Annotated in this window: 13 protein-coding genes; 7 read left to right on the plus strand and 6 right to left on the minus strand. The window is 69.4% G+C overall.

All coding sequences use genetic code 11. From position 1 onward, the window contains the following. Positions 1 to 136: 136 nt before the first annotated feature. Complete coding sequence (locus ABTZ89_RS02805; RefSeq protein ID WP_270948377.1) at positions 137 to 1,270, plus strand: glutathione-independent formaldehyde dehydrogenase; 1,134 nt, start codon at positions 137 to 139, stop codon at positions 1,268 to 1,270. 26 nt (positions 1,271 to 1,296) lie between these two features. Here ABTZ89_RS02805 and ABTZ89_RS02810 read toward each other — a convergent pair whose 3' ends face one another. Further along, complete coding sequence (locus ABTZ89_RS02810; protein ID WP_351039323.1) at positions 1,297 to 1,971, minus strand: TetR/AcrR family transcriptional regulator; 675 nt, start codon at positions 1,969 to 1,971, stop codon at positions 1,297 to 1,299. An 81-nt stretch (positions 1,972 to 2,052) separates the two neighbouring features. Here ABTZ89_RS02810 and ABTZ89_RS02815 point away from each other — a divergent pair, with 81 nt between their 5' ends. Continuing rightward, the gene (locus ABTZ89_RS02815) at positions 2,053 to 2,997 is read left to right on the plus strand and encodes a TIGR03564 family F420-dependent LLM class oxidoreductase (RefSeq protein ID WP_351039326.1); all 945 of its coding nucleotides are present in this window, start codon (positions 2,053 to 2,055) and stop codon (positions 2,995 to 2,997) included. Between the two features lie 43 nt (positions 2,998 to 3,040). On the opposite strand, the gene ABTZ89_RS02820 is transcribed toward ABTZ89_RS02815, so the two are convergent. Beyond that, positions 3,041 to 4,603 (minus strand): FAD-dependent monooxygenase, encoded by a 1,563-nt coding sequence (locus ABTZ89_RS02820; RefSeq protein ID WP_351039329.1) that lies wholly within the window; start codon positions 4,601 to 4,603, stop codon positions 3,041 to 3,043. A 112-nt stretch (positions 4,604 to 4,715) separates the two neighbouring features. Between ABTZ89_RS02820 and ABTZ89_RS02825 the strand changes: the two genes are divergently transcribed. From ABTZ89_RS02825 to ABTZ89_RS02835, 3 genes are all read left to right on the plus strand, one after another. Then, positions 4,716 to 5,411, plus strand: a complete 696-nt coding sequence (locus ABTZ89_RS02825; protein ID WP_351039331.1) for a TetR/AcrR family transcriptional regulator — start codon at positions 4,716 to 4,718, stop codon at positions 5,409 to 5,411. Between the two features lie 333 nt (positions 5,412 to 5,744). Continuing rightward, positions 5,745 to 6,368 carry a uracil phosphoribosyltransferase gene (gene upp, locus ABTZ89_RS02830; RefSeq protein WP_351039334.1) on the plus strand — a complete coding sequence of 208 codons (624 nt, stop codon included), beginning with the start codon at positions 5,745 to 5,747 and terminating at the stop codon, positions 6,366 to 6,368. A gap of 216 nt (positions 6,369 to 6,584) precedes the next feature. After that, complete coding sequence (locus tag ABTZ89_RS02835; RefSeq protein ID WP_270948371.1) at positions 6,585 to 7,937, plus strand: glycoside hydrolase family 18 protein; 1,353 nt, start codon at positions 6,585 to 6,587, stop codon at positions 7,935 to 7,937. Between the two features lie 88 nt (positions 7,938 to 8,025). On the opposite strand, the gene ABTZ89_RS02840 is transcribed toward ABTZ89_RS02835, so the two are convergent. Beyond that, on the minus strand, positions 8,026 to 8,616 hold the full coding sequence (locus ABTZ89_RS02840; protein WP_270948370.1) for a TetR/AcrR family transcriptional regulator: 591 nt from the start codon (positions 8,614 to 8,616) through the stop codon (positions 8,026 to 8,028). Positions 8,617 to 8,669: 53 nt separating this feature from the next. Between ABTZ89_RS02840 and ABTZ89_RS02845 the strand changes: the two genes are divergently transcribed. Both ABTZ89_RS02845 and ABTZ89_RS02850 read left to right on the plus strand, forming a co-directional pair. After that, positions 8,670 to 8,876 carry a type II toxin-antitoxin system VapB family antitoxin gene (locus ABTZ89_RS02845; protein WP_270948369.1) on the plus strand — a complete coding sequence of 69 codons (207 nt, stop codon included), beginning with the start codon at positions 8,670 to 8,672 and terminating at the stop codon, positions 8,874 to 8,876. Positions 8,877 to 8,891: 15 nt separating this feature from the next. Further along, complete coding sequence (locus ABTZ89_RS02850) at positions 8,892 to 9,272, plus strand: type II toxin-antitoxin system death-on-curing family toxin (protein ID WP_270948368.1); 381 nt, start codon at positions 8,892 to 8,894, stop codon at positions 9,270 to 9,272. A gap of 126 nt (positions 9,273 to 9,398) precedes the next feature. Here ABTZ89_RS02850 and ABTZ89_RS02855 read toward each other — a convergent pair whose 3' ends face one another. From ABTZ89_RS02855 to ABTZ89_RS02865, 3 genes are all read right to left on the minus strand, one after another. Beyond that, positions 9,399 to 9,734, minus strand: coding sequence for a hypothetical protein (locus ABTZ89_RS02855; RefSeq protein WP_270948367.1), 336 nt, complete (start codon positions 9,732 to 9,734; stop codon positions 9,399 to 9,401). Between the two features lie 335 nt (positions 9,735 to 10,069). Beyond that, positions 10,070 to 10,522, minus strand: a complete 453-nt coding sequence (locus ABTZ89_RS02860; protein ID WP_270948366.1) for a flavodoxin family protein — start codon at positions 10,520 to 10,522, stop codon at positions 10,070 to 10,072. Next, positions 10,523 to 12,169, minus strand: coding sequence for a phospho-sugar mutase (locus ABTZ89_RS02865; RefSeq protein ID WP_351039342.1), 1,647 nt, complete (start codon positions 12,167 to 12,169; stop codon positions 10,523 to 10,525). Positions 12,170 to 12,300: the final 131 nt, after the last annotated feature.

Here is a 12,300-nt window from a genome sequence, read left to right on the forward strand (position 1 = left end):
ACGCCGCCGGGTGGCCGATTTTCGAGTGCCCTCGTTCGGGTGACCGCCATCCGTGTCTTGTTTCGCCCGGTACGGGGTAGTCCCGAGGCGGCACGGACAGGGGAAAACGCGCGTCTTCACCCGGAGGTGGTCTGCCATGAAGGCAGTCGTGTACCAGGAGCCGTTCTCGGTGGCCGTCGACGAAGTGGACCGGCCATCGATCCAGCACCCCAACGACGTGATCGTGCGGGTCACCTCGACCGCCATCTGCGGCTCCGACCTGCACATGTACGAGGGCCGCACGGCCGCCGAGCCGGGCATCGTGTTCGGGCACGAGAACATGGGCATCATCGAGGAGCTCGGTTCCGGGGTGACGAGCCTGAACCGCGGTGACCGCGTGGTGATGCCGTTCAACGTCGCCTGCGGGTTCTGCAAGAACTGCATGGCCGGCAACACCGGGTTCTGCCTGACCGTGAACCCCGGTTTCGCCGGCGGGGCCTACGGCTACGTCGCGATGGGTCCCTACACCGGTGGGCAGGCCGAGTACCTGCGGGTTCCCTTCGCCGACTTCAACTGCTTGAAGCTGCCCGCCGACGGCAGCCACGAGGCCGACTTCGTGCTGCTCGCCGACATCTTCCCCACCGGCTACCACGGCTGCGAGCTCGCGCAGGTCGCGCCGGGCGAGAGCGTCGTGGTGTACGGGGCCGGACCGGTCGGGCTGATGGCCGCCTACTCGGCGCTGCTGCGCGGGGCCGCGCGGGTGTTCAGCGTTGACCGCGTTCCGGAGCGGCTGGCCAAGGCCGAGGAGATGGGCGCCATCCCGATCGACTTCTCGAAGGGCGACCCGGTCCAGATGATCAAGGATCAGACCGACGGGGAGGGCACGGACAAGGGCGTCGACGCGGTCGGCTACCAGGCGCAGGTCGGCTCCGGCGAGAAGGAAGAACCGGCCGTGGTGCTGAACTCGCTGATCGACACGGTCCGCCCGACCGGGCGGCTGGGCGTGCCGGGCCTGTACGTGCCCTCCGACCCCGGCGGTCCGACGGACGAGGCGAAGAAGGGCATGCTGCTGGTCTCGGTCGGCCGGATGTTCGAGAAGGGCCAGGTCATCGGCACCGGTCAGTGCAACGTCAAGCGCTACAACCGGCAGCTGCGCGACATGATCATCGCGGGTAGGGCCAAGCCGAGCTTCGTGGTCTCCCACGAGCTGTCCCTCTCCGACGCCCCGGACGCCTACCGCAAGTTCGACCAGCGGATCGAGGGCTACACCAAGGTCGTCCTCCACCCGTGACGACCTGCTCAGGTGCAGGGCGCTGATCATTTCGGCGGAAGGCGCCCTGCACTTTCCGCCCGGAGGTCGCCGCAGATCCCGTCGAGGCCGGTGCGCAGCATGTCGAAGGCGCACTCGGCGGCGGCGACGGCCTCGGGGTAGAGCTCGTCGGGGGAGCGGCCGCTCGAGAGCTGGCGGACGTTCTCCTCCGCGAGCACGCGCTGTGCCGTCACCACTTGGTGCGCCGCGATGCGAGTCGCGATTCCCGCCGGCGCACCTGCTTCGACCAGCGCGTCCGCCAGCGCTTCGGCGCGGCGTTCGGCGAAACCGAGCATGCGGGCAGACAGGGCGGGCGTGCTCTCGATCAACTGGTGCAGGCCCCGGACTTCCGGAGTGTCGTTCAGGCCGGTGATCGGATCGCGCGCGGCGAGCGCTGCCAGGTGGTGCCGCCGCAGCGCCGCGAGCGGATCCTCGCTCGCGGCCCGTTCCCGGGCCACCGCCGCCGCTTCGCCCTCGTGGTCGGCGATGCGGTGCAGCACCAGGTCTTCCTTCGCCGGGAAGTACTTGAACAGGGTCGGTTTCGACACCTCGGCCCGCGCGGCGACGTCAGCGCAGGAGACCTCGTCGAAGCCGGATTCGAGGAACATCGCGATCGCCGCGTCCGCGATCGCGGCCCGGGTTCGCTGCTTCTTCCGCTCCCGGAGACCGACTCGTTCTGCCACGTCACCGAGGCTAGCACGAGTGGTTACACAGTAAAATTTTTAACTCGGTTAACCTTTGTGCTCCGCGAAGGAATGGAGCACATGATGCGCATCGGCGTTGCACTGCACAGCGAGACCACCGGGGTCTCCAGCGAAGCGAACTCCGTGGACGCCCTGATCGGCCAGGTGGAAGAGCTCGCCGACGCCGGGCTGCACGCAGCCTGGTTCACCCAGCGTTTCGACTACGACGCGACCACGGTGGCCGCCCTCGCCGCGAGGGAGGTCCCCGGCATCGACGTCGGCACCGCGGTGGTGCCGATCTACCCGCGGCATCCGATAGCCCTCTCGATGCAGGCCCAAACGGCGCAGGCCGCCGGCCACGGCCGCTTCACCCTCGGCGTCGGGATGTCGATCAAGTCGTTCGTCGAGCACGCCTACGGGATCACCCCGCACCCGAGGGGCCGGCACCTCCGCGAATTCCTGGCGGCGCTGCGCGACCTGTTCGAATCGGGGTCGGTGGACCTGGTCGGGGACACGCTGGTCGCCAGAACGGCGATGCCCGCGAGCGTGCTCGGAGCCCGGCCGCGGGTGCCGGTGCTGGTGGCGGCGGCCGGTGATCTGACCCTGCGCGCGGCCGGCGAACTCGCCGACGGTGCGCTGCCGATCCTGTCCGGGCCGCGGACGCTGGCCGAGTACACCGTCCCGACCCTGCGCCGCTACGCCGAAGCCGCCGGGCGGCCGGAACCCAGGATCGCCGTGATCGTCCCCGGCGTGGTGACCGCCGACGTCGCAGGTGCCCGAGCTCGCGCCGAGGAACTCATCGCTCCCTACGGGAACATCCCGTCCTACCGCGCGGCGCTGGATCGCGAAGGGATCGACAACCCCGTCGACCTCGTCGCGATCGGAGATGAGGAGATGATCGCGAAGCAGGTCGCCGAGTACTTCGAGGCGGGCGCGACCGAGCTCATCTACGTCCAGACCTCGATCGGTTCGGCCGAGGACGAGCGCCGGACCTGGAAGCTGCTCGGCGAACTGGCCGCGAGCTGATGGTGCGGGTGCGCGGGTGCGGCTGGAACCGCGCACCCGGCTCTCAGCGGTCGAGGACCGCGCGGAGGGCGCTTTCCAGATCGGCGGCCGAGCCGGCGCCCTTGGCGCGCCAGGCGATGAAGCGGTCCGGGCGGACCAGGACGGCTCCGTCGGCGGTGACGCCGTACTTGCCGGTCCAGTCGCCGGTCACCTCGCCGCCGAGCAGTTGCGCGCGCAGGCGGATTCCGAGGTCCTCGGCCAGCTTCTCGGCCGACTCGGCCCAGGTCTCGGATTCGGTCAGCAGGACGAACTCCCGGCCGAACAGGTCGATCGTGGACCGCTCTCCGTCCGGTGTGGACAGTCGGACGTGCGGAGCTCGCGAGCCGGGACGACCGGTCGGCTCGGTCGGTTCCTCCAGGAGCTCACCCTCGTCACAGGGTTCCGCGACGACCGCGCCGTTGTGCCGGTAGCCGAACATCAGCACGGCGGCGTCCTCGATCGGCGGGGTGTCGTCCGGCCGCATCAGGTGCGGCATGCTGCGCACGATGGCGTTCATGTACTGGTTCTTCGCGATCAGCTCGCCCACCGGGCGCCGTTCGACGTCGTGGCTGTCCAGCAGGCCCGGACCGGCTTCGCCGCGGAGCACGGCGGCGAGCTTCCACGCCAGGTAGAAGCCGTCCATCACCGCGGTGTTGCCGCCCATCCCGCCCTGCGGCGGCATGGTGTGGGCGGCATCGCCGACCAGGTGCACCCGGCCGCTGGAGAACCGGTCCGCGACGTGCATGCCGGCGGTCGTGGTGTCGGCGTTGAGGATCTCCAGCTCCACGTCGGGCTTGCCGATGACCATCCGGATCTGGTCCAGCGCGCGCTCTTCCGGGAAATCGGCCAGGTCTTCGCGCTGCGGGTCGTAGCCGACCCCGGCCACGAACTCGTCCGGCCGGTCGGTGCTGACCAGGAAGCCCATGCCTCCGGAGAGCTGCGGGTTCTGCAGGTTGTACAGGACCTGGCGGTCGCCCACGACGGGCGCCAGGTCGGCGCGGATCAGCCAGAGGACCGAGTGCCACAGGGCGCCGCGGCCGTGCGTGCCGATGCCGAGCCGCTCGCGGATCGGGCTGCGGTGGCCATCGGCGGCGACGAGGTAGTCCGCGTGCACCGCGTGGGTTCCGCCGGCGTCGGAGAGCACTGCGCGCACCCCGGATTCGTCCTGCTCGAACGACTCCAGCGCGGTGGAGAAGCGGATCTCGGCGCCCAGTTCGCGGGCGCGCTCGACGAGGATGCGCTCCGCGCTGGCCTGGCTGGCATCCGCTGAGCGGCAGGGCGTCAGCTCGTCGAGCGGGATGAACGTGTCGTGCAAGATCTCGCGGAACACCGGGCCGCTCGCGCTTTCCGCTATTCGCAGCTGGAAGCCCGTGTCCCGCGGCGATGCTCCGACCATGGCATCGGCCAGGCCCGCGTAGTTCAACGCCTCCATCACGTGGTGCTGCTGGCCTCGTGCTTTCGGCTGGGTGGAGGTCGTCGGGTGGCGCTCGACCACCAGCGACGGAGTGCCGTGCAGGCCGAGGAAGACGGCGGTCGACAGACCGGCCAAGCCGGCGCCGACGATCAGGACGGGAGTGCGTTCGGACATCTCGGTGACCCCTCTTCGCGAACAGTGTTCGTGTGACGAACGCTGTTCTACGCTCGAACGGTGTTCGCGTCAAGTACGGTGTTCGTAGCAGCGACCGGAGAAGTGGAGACCGATGTCCGTGCCCGTCCCGCCCTGGCGGCAGCGCGTTGCGCGCGAGCGGCCGGTGAAGCAGCCGTTGAGCCTGGAGCTGATCGTGCGCACGGCGCTCGACCTGCTCGACACCGAAGGGCTCGACGCGGTCAGCATGCGCAAGGTCGCGCAGCGGCTCGGCACCGGCGCGGCCTCGCTGTACGCCTACGTCCGCAACAAGGACGAGCTGCACGAACTGATGCTCGACCTGGTGATCGGCGAGATCGCGTTGCCGGAACCCGCCCCGGAGAAGTGGCAGGAGCAGATCAAGGAGCTGATCCGCCAGCAGGTCGCGGTGCTCAGCGCCCACCCCGGCATCGCCCAGGTCGTCATGCGCACGCCGGCGCCGACCGGTCCGAACGCGCTGGTCGTCAGCGAAACGATGATGGCGGTCCTGCGCTCGGCCGGGATGCCGGACCGAACGGTGGCCTTCGCCGTGGACATCCTCGCCCTCTACGGCACGGCGGTGGCGATGGAGCGCACCGCGGACTTCGGCCTCACCGACGCCGAACGCGACGAGCGCTTCGCCCAGGTCGGCCAGTACTTCGCCCAGCTCCCGCCGGAGCGCTTCCCGACGATCACGGCCCTCCTCCCGGTCCTGATGGACGGAACCGAGGAAGACCGCTTCGAATTCGGCCTCGACCTCCTAGTCCGGGGCCTCGCCACCACCCCCCGCTGACCAAGATCAACGCAATTTCCATGGAAATCAGACCTCCGATTTCCATGGAAATTGCGGAAGTTCTCCACAACCCGGACGACCTGTCCACAAGCCCGGTGTGTCGGGGTCTGACACGCCGGTGCCGTGTCCGGGTGGGTCTGCAGTTTCAATTGAAACTGTGATCCGCCGTGGGTGGGGTCCGCAGTTTCAATTGAAACTGCGGACCTCGGGACGGCGGAGGTGTGGCGCCTGGTGATCGGTGCTTGACTTTGCGCAGCGGGTGGTTGCGATCGGCGACACGTTGTCGAGCAGCTGCGACGTGGATGCGGTGGGCGGCCGTTACTGTTGTTGGTCATGGATGTTCGGGTCGTGGACCACCCCCTGGCGAAGGCAAGGCTGTCCACCATGCGTGACGCGCGCACCAACAGCGCCGCGTTCCGCGCCGCGTTGCAAGAGCTCACCCTGATGCTCATCTACGAGGCGACGCGGGATGCCGAGGTGGCGGTGGAGCCGATCCACACGCCGGTGGCGCGCACCGACGGCTACCGGCTGGCGAACCCGCCGTTGCTGGTGCCGGTGCTGCGGGCTGGGCTGGGCATGGCCGACCAGGCGCACCGGCTGATCCCGGAGGCGCAGATGGGCTTCGTCGGCCTGGCGCGCGATGAGACCACCCTGCAGCCGACGCCGTACCTGGAGTCGCTGCCCGCCGACCTGTCCGGCCGTCCGGTGCTGGTGCTCGACCCGATGCTGGCCACCGGCGGTTCGATGGTCCACACGATCCGGATCCTGGTCGAGCGCGGCGCCACCGACGTCACGGCGATCTGCACCCTGGCGGCCCCGGAAGGCGTCCGGAAGCTGGAGGACTCCGGTCTCCCGGTGCGCATCGTGACCGCGAGCGTCGACGAGCGCTTGAACGAGTCGGGATACATCGTCCCGGGCCTCGGCGACGCGGGGGACCGCGAGTACGGCGCGGTCTGACCCGTTCCCACATTTCCACCGCAGCAGGATCCCGATTTCCCCGAAATCGGGATCCTTTCGCATTTCTGGGCGCAGCACGCCGCGGTGTGAACGGTGAAGGGCGCTTTCCGGGGAGCAAGCGGGTTCGGCTGGACGGGCGATGGCTGGTCTAGACCTGATCGGAATATGGTCTATACCACACATGGAGCGATCCCCCCCGATGAAGCAGGAGTCGCCATGTCCAGTCGAAGACGACGGTTCCCGTTCCGGCTCCCGGTGCTGCTCGCCGCGGTCCTCGCGCTGGGACTGCCGGTCCTGGCCTCCCCGGCCGGTGCCACCGACACCCCCGCCGACCCCCAACCGCAGGCCGCCGCCCGCAAGGTCGGCTACTTCACCCAGTGGTCGATCTACGACCGCAACTACTTCGTCAAGAACCTCGACACCTCCGGCGCCGCAGGCCAGCTGACCCACCTCAACTACGCCTTCGGCAACCTCGACGCCTCCGGCCAGTGCTTCCAGGTCAACCAGGCGGGCGAGGGCGACGCCTGGGCCGACTACCAGCGCCGCTTCACCGCTGAGCAGAGCGTCAACGGCCAGGCCGACGCCTACGACCAGCCGCTGGCGGGCAACCTCAACCAGCTCAAGCAGCTCAAGGAGAAGTACCCGAACCTCAAGGTCTACATCTCCTTCGGCGGCTGGACCTGGTCGAAGAACTTCCACGCCGCGGCGGCGACCCCCGAATCGCGCGCCGCGCACGTGAAGTCCTGCATCGACATGTGGTTCCGCGGCAACCTGCCGCAGATCGGCGAACCGCAGGGCGGTGAGGGCGTGGCCGCCGGGATCTTCGACGGCGTCGACCTGGACTGGGAGTGGCCCGCGTCCGAAGGCGGCCCCGGCAACGTCGTCGACCCGGCCGACAAGCAGAACTACACCGCGCTGCTGCAGGAGTGGCGCACGCAGCTCGACGCCGCCGGCCAGGAGCTCGGCAAGAACTACGACATCAGCGCCTTCCTGCCCGCCGACCCGGCCAAGATCGAGGCAGGATACGAGGTGCCCAAGGTCTTCGACCTGCTGACCTTCGGCACCATCCAGGGCTACGACCTGCACGGCGCCTACGACCCGACGACCAACCACCAGTCGGCGATCCTCAGCCCGGACGGCGACCCGTCGCCGGAGAAGTGGAGCATCGACCAGACCGTCAAGGCCTGGCGCGATGCCGGGGCGCCCGCCGACAAGATGGTGCTCGGCGTGCCGTTCTACGGGCGCGGCTGGACCGGCGTGACCAACGAGAACAACGGGCTGTTCCAGAACTCGACCGGCCCCGCCCCGGCCACCTACGAGGCGGGCATCGAGGACTACAAGGTGCTCAAGGCCAAGGCCGGCCAGTTCACCCTGCACCGCGACGACAAGGCCGGTTTCGCCTGGCTCTTCGACGGCACCACGTTCTGGACCTTCGACGACGCCACCGAGATCACCCGCAAGGTCGAGTACCTGAAGCAGCAGGGTCTCGGCGGTGCGATGGTCTGGTCGATGGACGGTGACACCCCGGAGGGCGAGCTGATGACCGCCATCCACAACGCGCTCGGCTGACACCGCGAGCTGTCGTGGTCGGTGTGGTGAGACCCGCCAGATCGGGCACGACGCGCTGGCCCCGGAGGAACCCCCCGTCGCTCCGGGGTCAGCGCATCCAGCCGGCCATCCCGTTCCGCAGCGCCCGTTCGTAGCGGGCGCTGCTGGCGTTCCCGGCCACCGCGGATCCGAGCAGCTCCAGCGAGATCAGGCCGTGCACCAGCGACCAGGCGGCGAAGGTGATCTCGTCCGGATCGGTGTCGACGAGCTCGCCCTGCTCGATGCCCCGCGCGACGGTCTCCTGCAGCGGCCCCATGCTGCGCAGCGCGGTGGCCGCGGCCTCCTCGTCCGGGACGAAGTCGGGCACCGCCCGGCCGAACATGATCGAGTAGAAGTGCGGGTTGGCCAGCGCGCTCTCCCGGTAGGCCAGCCCGAGCGCGCACAGGTCCTCCACCGGGGAGCCGGTGCGCGGCACCTGCTCCATCCGGTCGCCGAGCCGCCGGAAACCCTCCACGTACAGCTCCCGGACGAGCCCGGGCTTGCCGCCGAACAGCGAGTACACCGCGGTGGTGGAGGTGTCGACGTCCGCGGCCAGCCGTCGCAGGCCCAGCCCTTCGGGGCCGTGCGCGGACAGCAGCTCGCCCGCCCGGTCCAGCAACCGGGTGCGCAGGGCGTCGTCGTGCGCTCGCGGTCTAGCCATTGCCAGAAACTATCGCCTTCAACGAGTGGTATCAGCGCGATACCATCTAGCGCATGGCCATGACCCTGCGCCTCACCGAGGAAGAGAACCAGCGGCTCGCCGAGCTGGCGGCGGCTGAAGGCCGGTCCAAGCAGGAGGTCGTGCGCAGTGCGCTGGCCGAGCGCTGGGCGCGGCAGCAGAAGGAGCAGCAGCTCGACGAGGTCGTGCAGCGGGTGCTGCCCCGCTACCAGGGCTTGCTGGACAAGCTCGGAAGCGCATGATCGACCATTGACGGCGTGATCGTTTACCTCGACACGTCGGACCTGCTCCTGCTCGCCACGGCGGTGACCGACGGCGACCTGATGGTGCGGGACGGCGGCCTGCTGGACGCGGCGGCGTACCGCCCGCACGCCGAGATGTTCGGCGTTCCCGCCTACGAGACGTTGTGGTTGAAGTCCGCCGCGCTGCTGGACTCGATCGTCCGCACCCGCCCGCTGGTCGAGGGCAACTGGCGGTTGGCCTGGGTGGCCGCGGTGGCGATGTGCGATCTCAACGGATGGTGGGTGGAAGCCGGCGACGACGCGGCCCTGGACCTGGTCCGGGAGGTCGGCCGGGACCAGCGCGAGCTCCCCGATGTCGCCGCTCTCCTGGAGTCCTGGGCGAAGCCGAAGGCTTGAGTCCGCGTGCACGCCGGGGGAGCGGTTTCTGAAACGCTCCAGAACCCCGGTGCTCGCCGGGCGAGCGGTGGCCCGGTCGGGATTTCCGGCCGGGCCACCGAGTTCGTGCTTCGGTTGGGGTGGTGGTCAGCCGACGGGGCCGCCTTGCAGCTTGCGCATTGCGATCGGCGCGCCCGCCAGATCCTCTTCGTTGCAGAGCAACTTCAGGTTGTAGTACGGGGCGCCTTCGCCGTCGTCGTAATCCAGGTGGACTGCGATCACGTCGACGGGTTCACCCAGCCATTCCTGGGCTTCGCGTAGCCACTTGGCGGAACGCTCCAAAGCGGCCGGTAGGTCGTTGTCGCGGAACTCGACAGGTCGGTAGGGGACGCCCTGAACCTGATCGTGTGAACCAGGGGGCTGTGGAAGATCCACCGAGACGCCGGAATCGTCGAGTTCGAGTCGGATCGTTTCCTCACTCACTGTCGCAGCGTAACCCCTCCGGCCATGCAAATGCTGTCGGAGTCCCTGCATGGATGCACCGGTGTGGGCCGAACGGGGCAGTTGAGCGGGATTCGGCCGGTTACCGAGTGCGAGGAGGGAGGGCGCCCCGAACATCGCACGTTGATGAGGGAAGGCGGGCTTTGCCCAGGGCGCCCCTGTCGTCAAGGGGCGCGCCCCGACGACACGATCAGGTTACAAGGCCCGTCCGGACCAAGATCAACTGGGGTTCTTCTGCTGCCCCGCAAGCGAAAGCGGCTCATGGGTCGTGAGTACTTCGGGGCGTTAGAGCACCCCGAAGTGCTCACGAGGGCCGATCAGTCCATGAGCCCGGCGGCGACGGTGGCGCCGAGCTCCCAGCAGGCCGCCAAATCGGACTTCTCGGGCGCGCCAAGCACGGTGACCGGCTCGGCGACCTGCTGCCAGGCGAGTCCGGTCGTGATCGAGCGGATCGCGCGCTGCGCGCCTTCGACGCCCTCGTTGCCGTGCACGTAGTAGCCGAACGGGCGACCCGCGGTCGAGTCCAGGCACGGGTAGTAGATCGTGTCGAAGAAGTGCTTGAGCGCGCCGCTGATGTAGCCGAGGTTCGCCGGGGTGCCCAGCAGGTAGCCGTCCGCCTCGAGCACGTCGGACGCGGTGGCGCTCAGCGCCGCGCGGCGCACCACCTCGACGCCCTCGATCTCGTCGGTCGTCGCTCCCTCGACGACCTTCTCGAACATCGCCTGCATGCCCGGCGACGGCGTGTGGTGCACGATCAGCAGGCGGGGCATTCAGCCTCCTCGCACGAGTTCGGAAACGGCCTGCTCCAGCGCGGCGAGCCGGTCCGCGGCGCGCTGCTTGGCGGCGGGCAGCGCATCGACCTGCTCGACGACCTGCAGGTAGCACTTGAGCTTCGGTTCGGTCCCGGACGGCCGGATGACCACGCGCAGACCTCCGGCGCCGGTGATCACCAAGGCATCGGTGTCCGGTAGCAGGTCCTGGACGTCCACAGTGGTCTCGGCGAGCCGGGTCGGCGGCGTTTCGCGGAGGCGCTGCATGATCTGCGGGATCACGTCCAGGTCCGAGACGCGGACGGAGATCTGCCCGGTCCGGTGCAGGCCGTGCGCGGTGGACAGCTCGTCGAGCAGCTGCGGGAGGCTGCGTCCGGTGGCCTTCAGCGTGGCGGCCAGGTCGCTGGCCAGCACCGCGGTGGAGATGCCGTCCTTGTCGCGCACGAAATCCGGGTCGACGCAGTGGCCCAGGGCTTCCTCGTACGCGTAGACCAGTCCGGTGCCCGCGCCGTCCCCGGCGCGCACCAGCCACTTGAACCCGGTCAGCGTCTCGTCGTAGCGGACGCCGAACTCCGCGGCGATGGAGCGCAGCATGGTCGCGGACACGATCGTCGTGGCCACCAGCGGATCCGGCGTCGCCGTGCGATCCAAAGTGGACAAGATGTGCCAGGCCAGCAGGACGCCGGTCTCGTCGCCGCGGAGCATCCGCCAGGTGCCGTCCACCGGCACGCCCAGCGCGCACCGGTCGGCATCCGGGTCCAGCGCGATCGCCAGGTCCGCGTCGACCTCGGCGGCCAGCTCCAGCAGCGCGTCCGTCGTCCCCGGCTCCTCGGGGTTCGGGAAGCCGACGGTGGGGAAGTCCGGATCCGGTTCGGCCTGGGACGCGACGAGGTGCACGTCCTCGAAACCCGCGCGGCGCAACGCTTCCCGGAGCGGTCGTGCGCCGACGCCGTGCAGCGCGGTCGCCGCGATGCGCAGGCCGCGGGCGCTGCCGCGCGGCAAGGTCGCGACCCGGTCCAGGTAGTCGTCCAACGCGGACTCGTGGATCGTCCAGGTCGCCGCGCGGGGCACCGAATTCGCCGCCGGCGTCGCGGCCACCGCGGCCTCGATCTCGCCGTCGGTGGGGTTCACCAGGTGGATGCCGCCGCGCAGGTACAGCTTGTACCCGTTGTCCTGCGGCGGGTTGTGCGAGGCGGTGATCTGGATGCCGGCGACCGCGTCCAACGCGCGCACGGCGTGCGCGACCACCGGCGTCGGCAGCGGTTCGGGCAGCAGCTGCACGTCGAAACCCGCTGCTGCCAGCACCCCGGCGGCATCGGTGGCGAAGTCCTCCGACCCGTGCCGGGCATCCCTGCCGACGACCACGACGCCACCGCCGCAGCCGTGCCCGGTCAGCCACTCGGCGACCCCGGCGGTGGTGCGCACGACCACCGCGCGGTTCATGCCGTTCGCCCCGGCGCGGACCTCGGCGCGCAGACCGGCGGTGCCGAACCGCGGCATCCCGGACATCCGGTCCGCGAGCTCCGGCGAATCGGCGTCGACCAGCTGCTGCAACTCCGCCTGCGCGCGCGGGTCGACGTCCTCGGCGATCCACCGCCGAGCCGCCGCACGCACATCAGTCCCGGACCCAACCACCGATTCGCTCACGCGGCCTCCGATACACCCAGGTGTGCCCAGCAAAGGGGTCGTGTGTGGGTTATTGAGTTTGTTCAGGTATTATCACAAAAATAACAAAGAAGCATGGAAGACGCGGGCGATTAACATTGCGAAAAAGGGAG

It is taken from the genome of Saccharopolyspora sp. NPDC002686 (assembly GCF_040295745.1).
GTDB classification, from domain to species: Bacteria; Actinomycetota; Actinomycetes; order Mycobacteriales; family Pseudonocardiaceae; genus Saccharopolyspora; species Saccharopolyspora oryzae.

Excerpts from the sequence above, each read along its gene's own strand:
- ABTZ89_RS02805 (WP_270948377.1), top strand. The coding sequence starts at position 137 with ATGAAGGCAGTCGTGTACCAGGAGCCGTTCTCGGTGGCCGTCGACGAA.
- ABTZ89_RS02815 (WP_351039326.1), top strand. The coding sequence starts at position 2,053 with ATGATGCGCATCGGCGTTGCACTGCACAGCGAGACCACCGGGGTCTCC.
- ABTZ89_RS02840 (WP_270948370.1), bottom strand. The coding sequence starts at position 8,616 with ATGGCTAGACCGCGAGCGCACGACGACGCCCTGCGCACCCGGTTGCTG.
- ABTZ89_RS02825 (WP_351039331.1), top strand. The coding sequence starts at position 4,716 with ATGTCCGTGCCCGTCCCGCCCTGGCGGCAGCGCGTTGCGCGCGAGCGG.
- ABTZ89_RS02860 (WP_270948366.1), bottom strand. The coding sequence starts at position 10,522 with ATGCCCCGCCTGCTGATCGTGCACCACACGCCGTCGCCGGGCATGCAG.
- ABTZ89_RS02835 (WP_270948371.1), top strand. The coding sequence starts at position 6,585 with ATGTCCAGTCGAAGACGACGGTTCCCGTTCCGGCTCCCGGTGCTGCTC.
- upp (WP_351039334.1), top strand. The coding sequence starts at position 5,745 with ATGGATGTTCGGGTCGTGGACCACCCCCTGGCGAAGGCAAGGCTGTCC.
- ABTZ89_RS02820 (WP_351039329.1), bottom strand. The coding sequence starts at position 4,603 with ATGTCCGAACGCACTCCCGTCCTGATCGTCGGCGCCGGCTTGGCCGGT.
- ABTZ89_RS02845 (WP_270948369.1), top strand. The coding sequence starts at position 8,670 with ATGGCCATGACCCTGCGCCTCACCGAGGAAGAGAACCAGCGGCTCGCC.